Below are 18486 nucleotides of genomic sequence, written 5' to 3'. Positions count from 1 at the left end.
GTAGCGGGGAGCATCGGGGGACACAGCCGATCGGGGGAAAGGCGGTCCCGGCGATGACACGAGTCCTTGGAGACCAGGAAGACCATATCTTGACGGAGCCGCAGGACGACTCTGCGGCTGCCGCAACCTGGGGAGGTGCCGTCCTGAGCCGACGACAGCTGGGCCTGTTGTTCGGCGGCGGCGTGGCCGTCATTATCGGCGGCGCGAGTTTCGGTGTCGTTGCCAAGTCGGCGGAACGGTCAAGGACCACCGCTGCAGTATCCTTCGGCTCCGTGCGTTTGCTGCGCGCGGCGAGACTGGGCCGGCTGTCGGCCGATGGCCGGCCTTCACCTCTCGTGGGCAAGTTGGCGCCGGGCAGGCTCGAGGGTACGGGAAAGACGCTGGCGGCTGCGCCAGCCCCGCGGGACGGCATCCAGCTGGCCTCGGCCGTTGACGGCCACGGCCACTCGGGAGGTTTCCTGCCGGGCAGCGAGTGGCCGATGCCGTTGAACCTGACTTGGGGGGATGTAGTCCTGCTGGATGTGGAAGTCAGCAACACGTCCGACCAGCCGAGACTGTTCTCGCCGGGGCAGCTGCGGCTGAAGGATCAGACCAGCGGGACCACCATCACCATGCAGGGCTCGGGCCGGCGGCCGGATACCGTCGCCGCACGGACGTCGGAAAAATTCTGGATCAGCTATCTGGCGCCGGCCGGAGCAGCGGCGTTCTCAGTCGAATACACCGACCCGCTGCAGCAGGAGCCTTCGGTCCTGCGGGTCCCCCGGCTCAGGACGGTCCTGGAACGGGCCTGAACGGCAGGCGATCCAAGACGAAGCCGGGGGCTTGCCTTGAGCTGGATCACTGCGGACTGCGTCCAGGGTGCGCAGGGGAGACGTGGAAGCCGCCTGCAACTAGAGACGCCAGGACTCGATTTCGACCACGCTCCCGTGCCGGAGCCCCCTTCCGCTGGGGCTTTTCTGCCGGATCCGACCGCTGGTCCAATGCAGCGGCCGGTAACCGCGGGCCACGGCCATCGTCCCACTGCACCGCCAGCGGGCAGCTCCTGCGGAGTGAAGCGGACTTCCAGCGGATCGTTCAGCGTCCGCGCCGCCCGCTGTTCCTGTACCGCTGTCATTGCCCTTGCCTGGGCGTCCTTGGGCCGACCGGATCCACTTCCCTGACAGGGCCGAGCCTGCCCGGAAGAAACCGGGCCAAGTGGCGGTCCCGAACCGCACCCGGACTACGCCCAGATGCTTGTGCTTCTATGGGAAATTGTTGTGCCGCGTCCGCCGTGGTTGCTTCAGGCTGCGGTGATCGTGATGGTCCTGGTGGCGCGCACCTCGCCCGGTACCCAGGAGAGGAACTTGACCGTCATCCGGTACTGGCCCGGGCCGGGCGGCCGCAGCAGGAAGTCGTACTTTTCCGCTGCTCCCGAGGCGATGCGGCTGGTCCTGAGCGGTGAGCCGCTTGACCAGACGGGCGGCGCCTCCCCGTTCGGATCAGGAGTTTCCCGGAATGGCCGGCCATCATGGGAAATGACGTCCGCCAACGGCACGGGCCTGCCCTGCATGTCCGTGAACTCCGTCAGGGTTGGGAAGTAGTCCACGTTGACCATCCGCACCAACGTCGGTGCCCGGCCGCTCTGCGGGGTGTTGGCTTTCATGCTCGAGACGGACCACACCCGGCGGCCGCGGGGCCTGGTGGGAACGTTGCCGCCGAGGAGATAGAAGTGCCTCGCCCGGAACCGGTTCAGGCCGGCGTCCTCTCCGGAGAGTCCGGCTGCATGGTTCAGCTCGTGCCAGCGGGGGTCCAGCGAGTACGGTCCCACGAAGGTTTCGGTGGCAATGTCGTACTCCGGCCCGTCGACGAAGGCACGCCGCGTGCCCGGCATCGGCGGGTCGACAGCGTCAATCGCGGGGTCGATGATGATCGGGCCGAACATGCCCATCTGGACGTGCAGCGGAGTGTTGACATGGCAGTGGTAGAAGTACGTACCGGCTCCGCCGCGGTTGGGATTGCCCGCTTCGCCTGGATCCGGCCTCCATTGGTAGGTGTAGTGGCCGGTGACCTCGAAGGACGTGTGTCCCACGCCGTCGTTCCGGGGATCCGGTTCGAGGCCGTGCCAGTGGATGGTGTGCACGCGTTTGCTCGGCTTGATGGTTCCGTGGAACAGCTGTCCCTCCCTGACGCGCACCAACGGTCCCGGCAGCCCCTCGTCGGAGGTTTCGTTCTCGAAGCTCCAGACCTCGTGCTCAGATTTGTCGGGGAAGTCGAGCTCCCGGCTGAAGAAGTCCAGCACCATCGAGACGTTCGGACGCTGGCGGAACAGCGTCTCGGGGCTGCCTTCGTGCGGCTGGTCGGAGGCAAAGTCCACCTGGCTCTCAAAGAGGTGGTGCTGGTCGCGTTCCTCGTTGGCCGCCAAAACCCAGTCTGCGACCAGGCCTCCGGGGTACAGCCCGCCCGCAGCGGTCTGTGACGGTTCAGCGTGGCAATGCATCGGGTAGGTCCAGTCTTCCCGGCGCGCCTCCCACACGGCATCGACGACGTCCGGTGGCCGGAACATCGGCAGAATCGCTTCCTTGCGCTCCAATGGCATCAGCGAGACAGTGTCCTCCCACTGCTGCAGCGCGACGTGCCCGTCGGCCATGATCGAGCCGTTTTCGCGGGGAAGATCCCGGCCGTTGGCACGCACCGTCCAGACGTGGTTGCCGTGGAAGTGCAGCTGGTGTCCCACAATGCCGGCATTCATCATCCGGATCAGCTGGCCGGTCAGGACGGTGCCGGGCTCCGTCGACCGGCTGAAGTTCCGCACGTCGGTCCGGCGCGGAAAACCGGAGGGCAGGGTGTCTTCCTCCCTCCGCTCGTTCAGTTCCTCGTCGTCGGATACGGCCAGGGACTGGAAACCTGCCTTATCGTTCAGTGTGAAATAGCGCGGCGCAATGTCCGTCGATGTGCCGTTGACCGTGCCGCCCTGGGACGCCGCCTTCGCCCACTCCGGCACCACGTCATGACAGATCCAGAGCCATTGGCGCTCGAACTCCGGCCCGTTCGGGCCCAGATGCCACGCCCGGTCCGGATCGATCACCGCCAACCCGCCGAAAAGTCCGAGCGTGCGCTCTACCGGAGCGTTGGTCGGATCGGAATAGAGGTAGGTGCCTGGAGCCGGCGCGGCCAGAACCAGCGTGGCGGTAGTGCCGGGTGCGATGGCGCCGGTGGTGACGTCGCCCCGGTTGGGGCCGGCGCCGTGGATCGCCAGTTCATGGGTCTGGGCCAGCCGGTTGTGGATCCGCAGCCTGATGGTGCTGCCCGTTTCCGCGATGATGGTCCGGTCCGGAAAGTAGCTGGCCCAGTGCTGCCGCCGGGGCAGGTAGTAGAGCCTTTCCTCCGGGTCGGGGCCTTCCGGCAGGGGCCGCCCCGCGTGCGGCGCCGGCTGGCCGAGGGGGTAGGTTCGGCTGGCGATGACTTCACCTGATTGCGTGAAGATGTGCGGCGAAATCCGCAGACTAGGCTTCGGATCACTGAGCCCGCTCGGGCGGTCTCCGAAACCCCTGTGGTAGACGAGCGCTCCGTCCACCATCGGCACGAAGCCCTCGTTGATGTACAGGTCCAGCACGCCCGCGGAACCGGTCACGCCAGTGCGCGGATTTGTTAGCGTTGCTGCGCCCTGGTGCAGGCCGGCGAAATCGGAGGCTCTGTTCCCCATCACTAAGCCCTTCCATGCATGTACGTTCGCGGCCGGAGCCGGCGAGAGACCATCCCAGTACGTCATCCAGAACTTGGGAAACCCTTGGCATGCCCCGTTCCACAGCCCGTTCACGAGCGGCGGGATACCGGCCCCCCGCAGATGAATGATGTGCGGGTGTGAGACATATGCGCCGTTATCGGCTTCAATCCGGGCGTGGGCGAAACCGCTGACCTTCGTCTTCCGCGTGCAGGGTGTGTTCGACCTGTGGCCATGGGGTAGTTAGGCTGCTTCCCGTGCCGTTGCGATGGTCAGGGCTTTGGGCTGTCAACGGATTTGGCACTGCAGAGCTTCCGCGCCATGGCCAGGTCTGCGGCCCAGGCGATCAGCCAGTACATTTCCAAGACCGCATCGAGCAGGTAAATGCGGCTGATGCGCCCGCGTGAAACGTAGCGCAGGTCGACGATCATGAAGGTGACGGCGGTGCCCAGGCCGATACGGCGGGCCATCGCACGCCCGTCTGGGGAAGCGGGGGCCCGGAACTGGGCGTAACCGGCAGCGGTCATCAACCCTCCCACTGTTTTCACAAGCCAGTGGTCGATCTTCGGGCCCGAAACCGCTTCGAAGCTGCGGTAATGAAGCAACGGCCAGAGACCGAAAACCACATTGAACGCCCCGTGCGCACGGGCCAGCCTTGATGGTTCCATCATCACACCTTCCGCCCCTGCAACAGCCTTGGTCAACCCTTGACTAACCCGCCGCGGGACAGTGGAAGGCCCTCCGCGAGGAATTCCCGAACCTGCCGCTGCGCCTGGACCTCAACGCCGCCTGGACCATTGGGGCTGGAACTGCCGGTGGCGGCCGACATCATTTGCACCGTGGCGGTCAGCCCGACTCTGGGAAAGCGTCGCGGTGCTGGCCGTGAGCGTGCTGATCCTTACCTTCCTGAGCTGGTCGCGGGACTGGAATTCACAGGCTGATGAAACCGGGAGCTGTATGGGACCGCCACCGAGCTGTAAACCCGGGTCCGAGTGACCGGGAAACGGCATGAACCACCTAGTCTTTGAGCCGGCTGGTCAGCACTTCGAATTCCTCCACGTCAAGGATCTCCATGTGTTGTTCCTTACTGGTCTCGGAACGGATCTTGTCCGCCGGCTGCTGGCTTGCGCCAAGATCTTCCTCTGTATCCCACAGCGATATAGACAGGGACTTGTTGTCCCTCCCCTTGAGGTAATAGAGACCCAGACAGCCGGGCAATTCAAGCACCCGCCTCACGGTTTCCTCGGTGGGCTCACCCGTCGCGTCGGCGCTGGTTCTGTACGTGCTGACCCGAGCAAACATCGCTCCTCCTTTGGAATGGTTCGTGTGCGTGGAGATCACGAACCACCTGCCCGCTCGTGGCGCTGGACCTCACTCTTCACTGGGCAAGTATGTCGCCCGGCGAGCCTGGCGGTTGCGGCTCCTGTCACTAGTAAGGACCCGGGGAGAGTACGGGCACAAGGCATAGCGCGCCCGGTTTGTCGGGCAGCGCCCTGATCGCTAGTACAGCGTGGGCCGCGCCCTGGGGGACGCTGCAATGAGGCAGTGGGGCCTTGGCGCCAGTGAAGAGACAAGCGTAGCGTCGATACCATCGAGGAAGGCGGCGACAGGCAGCCGGACCGGCGGATCCGCGCGTCGCCTCGCCGATGCCGATCGGTGGAGGAGCCGGGGATGGCTGGATGGAATGCGGACACAGCTGCCGGACCGCTGGGTGCCGGGACCATCACCCTGGTAGAGGGGTCCTCTTTTTGTATTTCCTCCGCGAACGGGGATATCTTCCCTGAATATCCGCACGGGGTTTTCCACGAGGACACCCGCATCCTGTCCCGTTGGAACCTCACCGTCAACGGCCAGCCGCTGGAGCCGTTGGCGGCGAAGACCAAGGAACCGTACCGGGCGCTGTTCGTCGGCCGCGTACCCCGCCCGGGCGGGTATGCCGACAGCCCGCTGATCGTGGAGCGGCTGCGCGAAGTGGGAACCGGAATCCTTGAGCAGATCACTGTCTGGAACTATTCACCGTCTGCTGCCGAATGCCTGATTGCCCTCAGGGTTGAATCGGATTTCGCGGACCTCTTCGAGGTGAAGGAAGCCCGGGCCCAGCGGAGGTGGGACGAAACCCGCCAGCTGGACGGTGATTCGCTGAGCATCCGGGCCAGCTGGCAGGACATCCGGAAGGGCGTCGTCGTTAGCGCCGGCGGCGCCGACGTGGCGCATGAGGGCCCGACATATCGTGTCGTTGTCCCGCCGCACGGACAATGGAACACCGTCCTGAGCGTGCTGCCCACCGTAAACAGCACCGGCCCCGCCACGCCGTTTGTTCATCCGCACGAGGATGAACTGTCCCCGCGCGACCGGCGCCGGCAGGAATGGGTTGCCAAAATTCCGGTGCTGCAAATGGGCAATCGCTCCATCGAACAGACCCTGCGCCGCAGCTACGACGATTTGGGTGCCCTCCGGATCGAGGACCCGGCCCACCAGGACCGGGTAATGGTGGCTGCCGGCGCACCATGGTTCATGACACTGTTCGGCCGAGACTCGCTGTGGGCGTCCCTGATGGCACTGCCGGTGGACCCCTCCCTGGCTCTGGGCACAATACAGACCCTTGCCGACCGCCAGGGCGCAGTAGTGGACCCGATGAGCGAGGAGGAGCCGGGCAAGATCCTGCACGAGGTCAGGCTCGGTGTCTCCAGTGGGCTCGCCCTGGGCGGAAAGTCCGCCTACTACGGCAGCGTCGACGCCACACCGCTGTTCGTCGCGCTACTCGGAGAGGTCAGCCGCTGGGGCTTCGCCCCCGACACCATGGCCGCACTGCTGCCCCATGCTGACCGCGCCCTGGACTGGATTCGCGACTACGGAGACCGCGACGGTGACGGTTTCGTCGAGTATCAGCGCCTGAACGACCGGGGGCTCATCAACCAGGGCTGGAAGGACTCCTGGGACGGCATCAACTTCGCCGACGGCACCCTGGCCAAACCGCCGATCGCCCTGTGCGAGGTGCAGGCGTACGTGTTCAGCGCGTACATGGCCCGTTCCTGGATGGCCTATGACGCCGGCGATGTGGCATTGGCTGCAGAGTGCCGGGACCGCGCGGCGCGGCTGAAGCAGCGGTTTAACGAAGAGTTCTGGCTGCCCGACCGCGGTTATTACGCGGTCGCCCTCGACGGCAGGAAGCAGCCGGTGGACGCGTGCGCTTCCAATATGGGCCAATGCCTGTTGTTCGGCCTCATCGATGAGGAAAAGGCCCCGCAGGTGGCCGAACGGCTAATGTCTCCAGAAATGTTCAGCGGATGGGGTGTGCGGACCTTGGCCAGCGACATGGGCGCCTACAACCCGGCCAGCTACCACAACGGGTCGGTCTGGCCGCACGACAACGCCATCATTGCGGCGGGCCTGCTGCGTTACGGTTTCGTGGAGCAGGCGCAGCGGATCTCCACCGCCCTGCTGGAGGCCGCCGAGTACACCGAGGGGCGGCTACCCGAACTGTTTTGCGGGTTCAGCCGTGAGCACTTCGACGAACCCGTGCCCTACCCGACGGCGTGCTCGCCTCAAGCGTGGGCTGCGACCACCCCGATCCTACTGGTGAAAAGCCTAATGGGTTATTATCCGGACGTTGCCCTCGGCGGTCTTTGGATGGACCCCGTGCTGCCCAAGTCCTACGGCGACCTGCACATCACCAATGCCCCCATGGCAGGCGGCCGGATCACCATTGATATTTCCGGCTCGGCCGCAACCGTCCAAGGGCTGCCCGAAGGCATGGAATTCCGACTCGGGACCCGCCCATGGGCAACTGACCTGGTCGCGCAGGCCAAATTGCGTCGAAAGACTTAGATGGGCCCGCTGCGTCCTGGCGACCACGCCGAAGGACCGCATTTGAACAGGTAGACGGACCGAGGGGGTCAGCGGTAGACGTTCATCCACCGCTGGCACCTACTCGTTGGCATATGCGCCGTTATCGGCGCGGTGGCTGCCGGATCCACCAGACTGGGGTTCTGCCCGCGTTCCGGCGTCCGGAGTCGCTGGGCTAGGTCTGGGTTGTCTGCCGCTGTTGGAGTTCGAGGACGTCGAAGCTTTCCTAGGCCTGAATGAGGGCGCGAGCATGACGTAGGCAGGGCAGCTCTGTTCGATCTCGTCGACGGCGGTGCCTTTCTCGATGAGCGGGAAGCAGTGGGTCGTGCGTCCTGTTCGGCGAACGGTGACGATCGCGGCGTGGGCTGCATCCTCGATTTGGGGATGATCACGCCGTCGCAGTCGAAGTCGCGGGTCTGCTGGATCGGTTCGCGTGCGGGCCCGAAGGACTTTGGCATAGACGTCCAGGTCCATGCCCTTGATGACGGGGAGCGTTTGAGGATGGAGAGGTCGAACATGCCGTGCTCGACGCCGAGGACGACGAAGTCGAATCGGTGAGCCAGAAGCCGGTGGAGGGGGCGGTCATGGGAGGCCTTTCTCCGCTGTCATCGCTGTCTGCGCTGACGGCGTCGCAGGGGTCGTAGACGATGTTGCCGCAGGTGGGTGATTTGCGGCGTGAACGGCCTTTCGGAAACTTTAGCTGCCCTCTTGTGGGGCCTCTTACTGAGCGCTATGCCTGTACAGACATAGAAAAAATTGCACCCCTTGGTGCCGATACCGGAGAGCCAGATGGGAAAGGCCAACCACATGAATCATGCGTCATCGGCTGCTGCTTCAGCCTATGCACTCACCTCTGCTGAGGAGGTGACGGCCGTCCGTCAGATCCTTGATGCCGAGGGATTGTTAAGCGAGGAAACACGCTTTGCCTACCTCGGTTTGCTGGATCCGCCGAGAGGCAGGGAAGAAAACAAGGCGGACCGACGCTTCCGGGTGTTCCTGCACGACGTCTCCGGTGCCGCACCAAAGGATGTAACGGTGTCGGTGACCAACGGATGCGTCGTTTCCGCCGTTGATCTCGATACCTCCGCGACAGGCGAACTTCCGGTGCTCGAGGAAGAGTTTGAGGTAGTCGAACAGATTCTCGCTACCGATGAACGGTGGCGCGAAGCGCTGCGCGACCGAAACCTCGACCTCAACAAGGTCAGGGTGGCACCCCTTTCGGCCGGTGCGTTCGAGTACCCGGAGGAGAAGGGCCGGCGCATCCTGCGTGGTCTGGCCTTCTACCAGGACTTCCCCGAGGACAGTGCCTGGGCCCATCCCATCGACGGCTTGGTGGCCTACGTCGACGTCGTGAACAAGACCGTCGACCACGTCCTGGATTTCGGTGCCGTCCCTGTGCCGGCCGAGCACGGCAACTACACCGATCCGGAGCTGACCGGCCCGCTGCGCGAAACCCAGAAGCCGATCAGCATCACGCAGCCCGAGGGCCCGAGCTTCGGCGTCAGCGGCGGCAACCATGTTGAGTGGGAGAAGTGGAGCTTTGACGTCGGCTTCGACGTGCGGGAGGGCGTGGTGCTGCACAACATCGCGTTCCAGGACGGGGACCGGAAGCGCTCAATCATCAAGCGGGCCTCAATCGCCGAAATGGTGGTCCCCTACGGGGACCCGAACCCGGTGCGATCCTGGCAGAACTACTTCGACACCGGCGAGTACCTGGTGGGCCAGTATGCCAACTCACTCGAACTGGGCTGCGACTGCCTGGGTGAGATCACCTACCTGTCCCCGGTCATCGCCGACGGCTTCGGCAACCCGCGCGAGATCCGCAACGGCGTCTGCATGCATGAAGAAGACTGTTCCATCCTGGCCAAGCACTCGGACCTGTGGACCGGCATCAACTACACCCGACGCAACCGCCGGATGGTCGTCTCCTTCTTCACCACCATCGGCAACTACGACTACGGCTTCTACTGGTACCTCTACCTGGACGGCACCATCGAGTTCGAAGCCAAGGCCACCGGCGTCGTGTTCACCAGCGCCTACCCGGGCAAGGGGTACCCGTACGCCTCCGAATTGGCCCCCGGCCTGGGCGCCCCCTACCACCAGCACCTCTTTGGTGCCCGTCTGGACATGGCCCTGGACGGCTTCACCAACCGGGTCGAGGAGGAGGATACGGTCCGCGTCCCGATGGGCGAGGGCAATGAGCGCGGCAATGCCTTCACCCGCAGGCGCACGGTGCTGAAGGCCGAGTCGGAGGCCGTGCGGGAAGCCGACAACTCCAAGGGGCGCACGTGGGTGGTCTCGAACCCCAATTCGAAAAACCGGCTGGGGGAACCGGTCGCGTATAAGCTCCACCCCGAAGGGCAGCCGTTGCTGCTTGCTGATCCCGATTCCTCCATTGCCCGCAGGGCCGCGTTCACCACTAAGGACCTGTGGGTGACCCGCTACGCCGAGGAGGAGCGCTACCCGACCGGCGACTTCGTCAACCAGCATGCCGGCGGCGCCGGACTGCCGGCCTATGTGGCCCAGGACCGCGGGCTGGACGGCGAGGACATCGTCCTCTGGCACTCCTTCGGCCTGACCCATTACCCGCGCCCGGAGGACTGGCCGATCATGCCGGTGGACACCGTGGGATTCAAGCTTCGTCCGGATGGCTTCTTCGACCGCAGCCCCGTTCTCGACGTGCCGGCGGACCGGTCCAGCGAAGAAGGAGGGCACTGCCACAGTTAGGGCCTGCCGCGAACTTCTCCCTGATGTCTTCCTTCAAATGCACGGTTCCTGTGGATAGCCTGAACCCACCACGGCAACTGGTGGCACGGTGCTTATGCCGGCAACTGCTGATGTTTTCCTTCCATGTGCTTTCCGGTCGCGGCGGGCAGATGCTGCCGGAATCGTAGTGTTCGCCGGGCTCATCATGGTTGTGACCCACACGATCGTTCCGTGGCGGCGTCAGGTGAGGGCAAGCGCGTTCGCATAGGGGAGTGCCTCCATAGACCTCGTCCCCTATGCAGCCCTCATCAGCCGTTGATGACTTGTGGCACTCCCAGAGCCTTGAGGCCTTCGACGCCGAACTCCAGTCCGTAGCCGGACTGCTTCATTCCGCCGAAGGGGACCATGGGATGGACCGCGCCGTGTGAGTTGATCCAGACTGTCCCGGCCTGAATATTTGCTGCGACTTTGCGGGCTTGTTCGGGGTTGGCTGACCAGACTGATGCGCCGAGGCCGACCTCGAGGGCGTTGGCCATCTTCACGGCTTCCTCGACGGTGCGGTAACGGATGATGGGCAGGACAGGACCGAACTGCTCCTCCGCGACGAGCGGGTTGTCGTTGTCGATATCCGCCACGAGCGTGGTCGGGTAGAAGTAGCCCGGCTGGTCCGGGTCCGGGTTCCCGCCCAGGAGGACGCGGGCGCCGGCGTCCCTGGCAGCCTCTACCAGGCGGGAGACGATGTCGAACTGCTGCTTGTTCTGCAGCGGTCCGAGGACGCTTTCCTCGTCGAGCCCCACTCCCATCCGTGCGGCGGCGGCGACGGATGTAAGGGCCTCACAGAGGTCCTCGTAGATGTCATCGTGCACGTAGAGCCGTTTGAGGGCGGCGCAGGTCTGCCCGCTGTTAATGAAGGCGCCCCAAAAGAGGTCTTCTGCGATTGCCTTGGGGTCCGCGTCCGGGAGGACGATGCCGGCGTCGTTGCCCCCGAGCTCGAGGGTGAGCCGCTTGACGGTGCCGGCAGAAGATTTAATGATCGCCTTGCCCGTGGCAGTGGAGCCGGTGAACATGATTTTGCCGATGGCCGGATGCTCGGCCATTCGGGCCCCGACTTCGGGGCCGCCGGAGACTGCGGTGAGGACGCCTTCGGGGAGTTCCTGGTTCAGCACGTCGACCAGGGCAATGACGCTGAGCGGAGTGTACTCGGAGGGCTTCACGACTACGGCGTTGCCCATGCGCAGGGAGGGGGCGATCTGCCAGACAGCGATCATCATTGGCCAGTTCCACGGGCCTATCGCGCCGACGACGCCAATCGGGCGGTAGTGGAGCAGCCAAGCCGAGCAGGCGCCGACTTCGAAACGGGCGTTGAGGCCGTTGAGCGGCTTGCCCTGCTCACGGGAAAGCAGCCGGGACAGCTCCTCGGCGGAGCGGTCGACGGCATCGGCAGCCTGTGCCAGGGCAGCGCTGCGGGCATCATGGCCAAGTGCGGCCCACCCCGGCTGTGCGGCTGCGGCCGCCTCAACCGCACGGTCCAGGTCCTCGACTCCGTGGACCGGGGCCTCCCCCACCGCCTCGCCTGTGGCCGGGTCAAAGATGGTCCGGGTCCTGCCGGACTCCGGGTTGTTCGGGCCATGAAGAGATTCAGTTGCCATCGGTGCTGCCCTTCGAGTAAATAAGACACGCGGATCAATTCGGCAGTATGACTGATATCTTCATCCTCAACCTTCGCAGGAGATATCGCACGGTTTTTGCCTGTCGAAGCGGGAAAATTGTCTGAACGCGAATAGCTGCCGCCCCGCGCCAGGCGGTACCTGGACACGTGCGGGCCTGGGCATGGTCCATCCGTCCGGGCAAACAAGGCGGACAAACACCTGATGTGCGCCGGTAGGTGCAGCGCCGCAGCCAAACCGCCTCGCCGTTTCTTCCTGTGCCGACGGCCTCCCTTGTATACGGCAGCAGTCATGCAGCGACAGGACGGCAACAACGAGGAGGGAATCTCTCTTGCCAGGCCAGTCGCACGCGCCTAGATTCCTCAGTTGTAGAAAATACATGTGGCGCAGATTACAGGTTTAGAGTCAAGGAAGGGCACCGGGGCGTTGGTGCTGTTCAACAAGCAGGAAATGTCCGTCCTTGGGCGGAACAGCTCCATGAGGGAGGAATACCATGGACAGTACCGATACGGTCTCCTCAGGTGGATCACGGACCACGCTGCGCGGGGGCAGACTCGGCGTCATCGGCGTTGTATTTTTCGTCGTCGCCGCCGCGGCGCCGCTGGTCGGCATGACCGGCGCCGTGCCGGTCGCCATCGTGCTGGGAAACGGCGCGGCCGCGCCCGGAGCCTACTTTGTCGTCGGCCTGACACTGCTGCTGTTCAGCGTCGGCTACGCCGCGATGAGCCAGCGCGTCACCAACGCCGGCGCCTTCTTCGCCTATATCGGCCGGGGCTTGGGCAAACACCTCGGCCTCGGCTCCGCCTTCGTGTCGCTGATCGCCTACGTGGCCATCCAGCTGGCTATTTTCGGCTTTTTCGGCGGACTGATGGCCGGACAAATAGGCGCTCTTGGCCTTGAGCTGCCCTGGTGGCTGTGGGCGCTGATTGCCTGGGCAGTCGTCACCGTCCTGTCACTGGCCAGCGTGGACGTCGGAGCGAAAGTACTCGGGGCACTGATGCTGCTCGAAGTGCTCTCCCTGATGATCACCGCTGTTGCAATCCTCATTGACGGTGGCCCCGAGGGCTATGACTTCGCCGCTTCCTTCTCGCCACAGGCCATCATGGTCGGCGGTCTGGCCGGTTCGGCCGGTATCGCCTTTGCCTTCGCGTTTGCCTCCTTTATCGGGTTTGAAGCTACGGCCATCTATGGCGAGGAATCCAAAAACCCGAAGCGAATCGTTCCGCAGGCCACTTACCTGGCCGTTGCATTGATTACGGCTCTGTTCGCTATAACCGCATTCGCGCTGGTAACCGGTATGGGAGCTTCCCAGGCCATAGAGACCACGGCGGAGTACTCATCCGTAGACGGAGTTCCGCTTGCCGATCCGGCCGCCGTCCTTTTCACCCTAGCCACCGAATACGTTGGCGGATGGATGGCCACGGCCATGAGCATTCTGGTGCTCTCGAGCCTGTTCGCCGGAATCCTGGCATTCCAGAACGCAGCCGGCCGCTATGTCTTTGCCTTAGGGCGCGGCGGCGTGCTGCCCGGCCGGTTAGGCAGGGTCAACGCCAAAGGTGCCCCCCAAAACGCTTCACTGACGACGTCCGCCATCACTGTTGTAGTGATCCTGCTCTTCACGCTTTTCCAGCTGGAGCCCATCTTGAACATGTTCTACTGGTTCAGCGGCTTGGCAGTGGTGGCCATTGTGCTGATCGAGGCGCTGGTCTGCGTCGCCGTCATCGCCTACTTCCGCAAGAACAAAGGCGAGGAGGGCGTCTTCACGACCGTCATTGCGCCGGTAGCGGCATTCATCGGTCTCTTGATAGGCGAATATCTCCTAATGTCGCGCTTCGGCCTGTTGGCCGGGACAACTGCCGAAGGCGTGGACCCCTCGGTGACGCCTTGGGGACTGAGCCCGCTGGGCTGGGTCCTGATCGCGCTGCCGTTCACCGTGCTGCTGGCCGGCTACCTGTTCTCGCGGGTTGCCGGACGGGAGAACGAGGAATTTATACGCGACGAATTGACGTAAATGCCATCCGAAGGGGTTAGCGTCGCTGGACCGCTAACCCAGACAGGCCTCTCCTGCGGCCCTCGCACCGGTTCCCTACCCTTCCCCATCACCGACACACCCCCCTGACGTATGCGCCGTTATCGGCCGCTTTCTCGCCTGATGATTGCTGCTGCCTTGGGCTGAGCAATATCTACGGCGTCGAACCGTCCGGAACTGGATGCCCTGCCATGTTTGACCGCCAGCCTCTTCGCGTCAGGAGGATGACCCTGAGAAACCGTTGACATTGACTGGCGTCATACATAAGTTGCCTTCATGGATGCTCGGGCAGCGTCCCCATCGGCCCAACCGGTCAGGACGGCCGGCGTGGATGGCCTGCGGTCGGGAATCATTGGGCCCGGGTTCATCGGTGAGGTACACGCTCGCGCGGTCCGGGCGGCGGGGGGCGTGGTGGCCGCCGTCGCCGGCTCATCGCCGGAGCGCGCCGCCGCTGCAGCGGAACGGTTCGGCGCGGCATGGGGCGCCCCGTCGGCAGAGGCGCTGGTGGAGTCGCACGAAGTCGACGTTGTGCACATCTGCACCCCGAACCACGCGCACGCGGCGCTTGCGGACCTGGCGTTGCGGGCTGGTAAGCCGGTGATCTGTGAGAAGCCACTGGCTACGACCGTTGATGAGGCACGGAGGTTGGTGGCGGCTGCGGACGAGGCAGGCGTCGTGGCCACGGTGCCATTCGTGTATCGGTTCTACGCCACGGTGCGTGAAGTGCGGGCCAGAATCGCTGCCGAGGAGGCGGGCAGCCTCTGGCTCCTGCACGGGTCGTACCTGCAGGACTGGCTGGCGGCCAGCGACGCCACCAACTGGCGGATGGACCCGGCCCTAGGTGGGATTTCGCGGGCTTTTGCAGACATCGGAGTCCACTGGTGCGACCTGATGGAGTTCGTCACCGGCCACCGCATCGTCTCGCTGACCGCGGTGACAGGTCAGGCGTTTTCTGAACGTCGCGGCGATGACGGCAGTCCGGACACGGTCGGCACTGAAGACGGCGCGGCGGTGCTTTTTACCACTGACCTCGGAGCGCGGGGCTCGCTGGTGGTCAGCCAGGTATCGCCGGGGCGGAAGAACCGGCTGTGGTTCTCTTTCGATGGTTCACGCGCGTCCTACGTGTTCGACCAGGAGTCCCCGGACTCGCTGTGGGTCGGCGGGCAGACCGAGAGCCGCATTATTGCGCGCGGGCCGGACACTCTCTCGGCGGCCGGGGCTCGGTACGCGCAGCTGCCGGCCGGACATCCCCAGGGCTACCAGGACTCGTTCAACGCGTTTGTAGCTGACACGTTCGCGGCGATCGCCGGACGCCCCCCGGATGGTTTGCCCGGCTTCGCCGACGGGTTGCGTGCCGCCGTCCTGAGTCAAGCCGTCGTCGATTCCGCACGCCAGCGGGCATGGGTGGAGGTGGCGGTATGAAACTCGGCTTCCTGACGGCATGCCTGACGCAACGGAGTCTCGCGCAGATCTCAGCCTGGGCCGGTGAGAATGGCTACGAGGCGTTGGAAGTGGCTGCTTGGCCGGTGTTGGGAAACCGACCGTTCACCGCGAGCCACATCGACGTCAGCGACTTTGACCAGGGCAAGGCAGATCAGGTTCTGGAGGTCTTCGATCGGCGCGGCCTGACGTTGTCGTCGCTATCGTTCTACGACAACAACCTGCATCCGGACCCGGAGCAGCGGGCGCAAATCAACGAGCATGTGGAGAAGTGCATCGAGGCGGCAGCGTTGCTGGGCTGTCCCACGGTTGGCACCTTTATCGGCCGGGATCCGTCGAAGCCGGTCGCGGACGACCTCACCGGGGCGGCGCAGATTTTTTCCCCGTTGGTAGAACGTGCCGGCGAACGGGACGTCAAGATCGTTATCGAGAACTGCGTGATGGAGGGGTGGTACCCCGACGGCTACCCCGGCAACCTAGCCTACTCGCCGGAGCTGTGGGAGTGGATGTTCTCCCTCGGCCTTTACCTGAACTACGACCCGTCGCACCTGATGTGGATGGGCATCGATCCGGTCGCCGCCCTCCGACCATACGTCGATAGAGTCGCCCACGCCCAGGCCAAGGACATCGAGCTGCTCCCGGACAAGCGCAACCGCTATGGCCGGCCCGGCATCTCCGTCAAGCGGCCCGACCCGTGGGACGTGGGCTGGTGGCGGTACCGCCTCCCCGGACTGGGCCAGGTCATTGGACCCGGGTTATCGACGCCCTCTACGAGGGAGGGTTCGAATTCGTGTCCGTCGGACAAGAAGACCCGCTCTGGGGTGGCACCGAGGACCGGATCGAGGCAGGTCTGCGCGTCGCCCACCGAACCCTGCGCCCGCTCATCGTTTGCTGAGGAGATGTCATGACACAAGACCAACGCAGCACCAGCTTGGCCGGCGGGATCCGGCTGCGGCTCTCCCTGATGATGTTCCTGCAGTTCTTCATCTGGGGTGCCTGGTTCGTCACCATGGGGACATTCCTGGGGCAGGGCCTTGCTGCCTCCGGCAGTCAGATCAGCTTGGCCTACTTGACCCAGTCACTGGGAGCCATTGCGGCGCCGCTCATCATCGGGCTCATCGCCGACCAGTTCTTTGCGGCGCAGAAGATCCTGGGGGTTCTGCACATCGCTGGAGCCGCCTTATTGTGGTTCGCCTCGACGATGGCTGACTTCGGCGCGTTCTTCCCGGTCATCCTAGTCTACATGATCCTGTACATGCCGACCCTTGCACTGGTTAACTCGGTTTCGTTCCGACAGATGCAGGATCCGGATAAGCAGTTCCCCGCGGTGCGCGTGCTGGGCACCATCGGCTGGATCGTGGCCGGCGTCATCATCGGGTGGCTCGGCTGGGAACAGGGTGGTCAACTGTCGCTGACCTTCAAAATGGCAGCCGTCGCGTCGCTGGTTCTCGGACTGTTCAGCTTTACCCTTCCCGCGACCCCGCCGTCCCGAAAGGGCGGAAAGTCGAGCATTGGCGAGATGCTCGGGCTCGAAGCTCTCGGCCTGCTCAAATCCCGCTCCTACCTGACCTTCTTCGTCTCATCGATCGCCATCTGCATCCCGCTGGCCTTCTACTACAACTTCACCAACCTTTTCCTCAACGAGGCCGGCGTGGATGCTGCGGCCGCCGTCCAGTCCCTGGGCCAAGCCTCCGAAGTGGTGTTCCTGCTACTGCTGCCGTTCCTGCTCAAGCGCCTGGGCGTGAAATGGACCCTCGCCATCGGGATGGCGGCGTGGGCGCTGCGCTACGTCTTCTTCGCCTTCGGCGACACCGGCAGCCTGTACTGGATGCTCCTGCTGGGCATCCTCCTGCACGGAGTCTGCTACGACTTCTTCTTCGTCGCGGGTCAGATCTACACGAACAAGTTCGCCGGCGACCGCTTCCGCAGCTCCGCCCAAGGCCTCATCACCCTTGCCACCTACGGCATCGGCATTCTCATCGGCTCACTGCTGGCTGGACCCATCGTTGACAACTTCGCCATCCCAGACAACCACCAGTGGCGCCAAATCTGGCTCGTCCCCGCCGTTATCGCAGCCGTTGTCCTGCTGGCCTTCCTGCTGCTCTTCAAGGACCGGGACACGCGCACAGACACCGGGCTGGGGCTGGAGACGACGTCGACAACGCTCGAGGCTCCGGGAGCATCACTTCCCACTCCTGATACCCGGCAGAACAACCCGCAGCGCCAAGACCCGCGAGAGGAATAGCAAAGAGTCAAGACCTGTGGATCGGCGTGTCACGCGACTAGATGATCACCTGCTGATTCGGCGGGTCGTTCGGCCAGCTTGCCCTTTACGAACCCGGCCCAGAATCGAGCTAAAGGACTGTTCCTGAACCCCCAGAGCACTTGCTAAATTGCAGCGCTCGAGCCTCGACTGTCATATGCGCCGTTACAGGCGTTTCGGGGCCCTCGGGCTGACGTGGATGCCCGTTGACAGGAGCTGCAGCCCATAACAGGCGTATGCACCTCCTTGAAACTACTTCGCGCTGAGTGCAGCGGCAATCTTTGAAGCGAAACCGTAGCCTGCACCAAGTCAGCGAATTCGGCGGCGACACGAAATATCCTTCCAGCAGCCCTGACTGCATGGCCTCCAGCAGATTGCCGCCATGCTCTGTCTCTATCCGAGGATGCCTACTTCACGGGGCCCGGTTAGAACTGCTTCCGCTATCGGGATCATCGGGACGGTGCCGGTCCCAGGTGCTCGCCACTGAAGACCGGACTCCGATGGTCCCTGGCTTTGGCTTACCATGACGGCATGTTCCTCGTCATGCTTCTCGGACTGGTGCTTATCACGGTTTCGGCCACGTATGCGGTCCGGCATCCAAGGGCCAAGGACGAGGCTTTTTCATCGGAGCGGAAGCTTTACCTTGCTCTCTCCATAATTGGAGGAGCGTGCGTCCTTTTCTATGCCATCCCGATATTCATGACCGAGTAGAAAGCTCGACGTCCCCGAGGGAACCTCCTATGACTTGCCTTAGCCCCACATTTCCTAAGCAGACCGGCGTATGCGCCGTTATCGGTGCTTGTGTATCCGTGCGGAGTTGGAAGCCGTGCGATGG

The 18486-nt window shown here is 64.1% G+C and carries 12 protein-coding genes; 8 read left to right on the top strand and 4 right to left on the bottom strand.

The genetic code is table 11. The annotated features are described in order from the left end of the window. Positions 1 to 53: 53 nt before the first annotated feature. Positions 54 to 791, top strand: coding sequence for a DUF4352 domain-containing protein (locus OC550_RS19040; RefSeq protein ID WP_262107512.1), 738 nt, complete (start codon positions 54 to 56; stop codon positions 789 to 791). Between the two features lie 488 nt (positions 792 to 1279). Here the strand turns inward: OC550_RS19040 and OC550_RS19035 are convergent, their stop codons facing one another. From OC550_RS19035 to OC550_RS19025, 3 genes are all read right to left on the bottom strand, one after another. Next, on the bottom strand, positions 1280 to 3682 hold the full coding sequence (locus tag OC550_RS19035) for a multicopper oxidase domain-containing protein (protein WP_262107511.1): 2403 nt from the start codon (positions 3680 to 3682) through the stop codon (positions 1280 to 1282). A gap of 290 nt (positions 3683 to 3972) precedes the next feature. Continuing rightward, positions 3973 to 4371: a hypothetical protein gene (locus OC550_RS19030; RefSeq protein WP_262107510.1), complete on the bottom strand. Its 399-nt coding sequence runs from the start codon at positions 4369 to 4371 to the stop codon at positions 3973 to 3975. A 346-nt stretch (positions 4372 to 4717) separates the two neighbouring features. Further along, the gene (locus OC550_RS19025) at positions 4718 to 5002 is read right to left on the bottom strand and encodes a hypothetical protein (RefSeq protein WP_262107509.1); all 285 of its coding nucleotides are present in this window, start codon (positions 5000 to 5002) and stop codon (positions 4718 to 4720) included. A gap of 369 nt (positions 5003 to 5371) precedes the next feature. On the opposite strand from OC550_RS19025, the gene OC550_RS19020 reads away from it, so the two are divergent. Continuing rightward, positions 5372 to 7528: a glycogen debranching N-terminal domain-containing protein gene (locus tag OC550_RS19020; RefSeq protein WP_262107508.1), complete on the top strand. Its 2157-nt coding sequence runs from the start codon at positions 5372 to 5374 to the stop codon at positions 7526 to 7528. An 825-nt stretch (positions 7529 to 8353) separates the two neighbouring features. Next, complete coding sequence (locus tag OC550_RS19015) at positions 8354 to 10273, top strand: primary-amine oxidase (RefSeq protein ID WP_262107507.1); 1920 nt, start codon at positions 8354 to 8356, stop codon at positions 10271 to 10273. 287 nt (positions 10274 to 10560) lie between these two features. Here OC550_RS19015 and OC550_RS19010 read toward each other — a convergent pair whose 3' ends face one another. Next, a complete protein-coding gene (locus tag OC550_RS19010) occupies positions 10561 to 11901 on the bottom strand; it encodes an aldehyde dehydrogenase family protein (RefSeq protein ID WP_262107506.1) in 1341 nt (446 codons plus the stop codon). A gap of 511 nt (positions 11902 to 12412) precedes the next feature. Here OC550_RS19010 and OC550_RS19005 point away from each other — a divergent pair. From OC550_RS19005 to OC550_RS18985, 5 genes are all read left to right on the top strand, one after another. Further along, positions 12413 to 13930, top strand: coding sequence for an APC family permease (locus tag OC550_RS19005; protein WP_262107505.1), 1518 nt, complete (start codon positions 12413 to 12415; stop codon positions 13928 to 13930). 294 nt (positions 13931 to 14224) lie between these two features. Further along, positions 14225 to 15370, top strand: coding sequence for a Gfo/Idh/MocA family protein (locus OC550_RS19000; protein ID WP_262107504.1), 1146 nt, complete (start codon positions 14225 to 14227; stop codon positions 15368 to 15370). Beyond that, entirely contained in the window at positions 15367 to 16296 is a 930-nt protein-coding gene (locus OC550_RS18995; RefSeq protein WP_262107503.1) for a sugar phosphate isomerase/epimerase, read from the top strand. The genes OC550_RS19000 and OC550_RS18995 overlap by 4 nt, the downstream gene beginning before the upstream one ends. Beyond that, a complete protein-coding gene (locus tag OC550_RS18990) occupies positions 16293 to 17633 on the top strand; it encodes a nucleoside permease (protein WP_262107502.1) in 1341 nt (446 codons plus the stop codon). The genes OC550_RS18995 and OC550_RS18990 overlap by 4 nt, the downstream gene beginning before the upstream one ends. Positions 17634 to 18182: 549 nt before the next feature. After that, positions 18183 to 18362, top strand: a complete 180-nt coding sequence (locus tag OC550_RS18985) for a hypothetical protein (RefSeq protein WP_262107501.1) — start codon at positions 18183 to 18185, stop codon at positions 18360 to 18362. The last annotated feature ends 124 nt before the right edge of the window (positions 18363 to 18486 follow it).

Origin of the sequence: Arthrobacter sp. Marseille-P9274 (assembly GCF_946892675.1) — a bacterium.
Lineage (GTDB): Bacteria > Actinomycetota > Actinomycetes > Actinomycetales > Micrococcaceae > Crystallibacter.
This window is presented reverse-complemented; position numbering and strand designations above follow the sequence as displayed.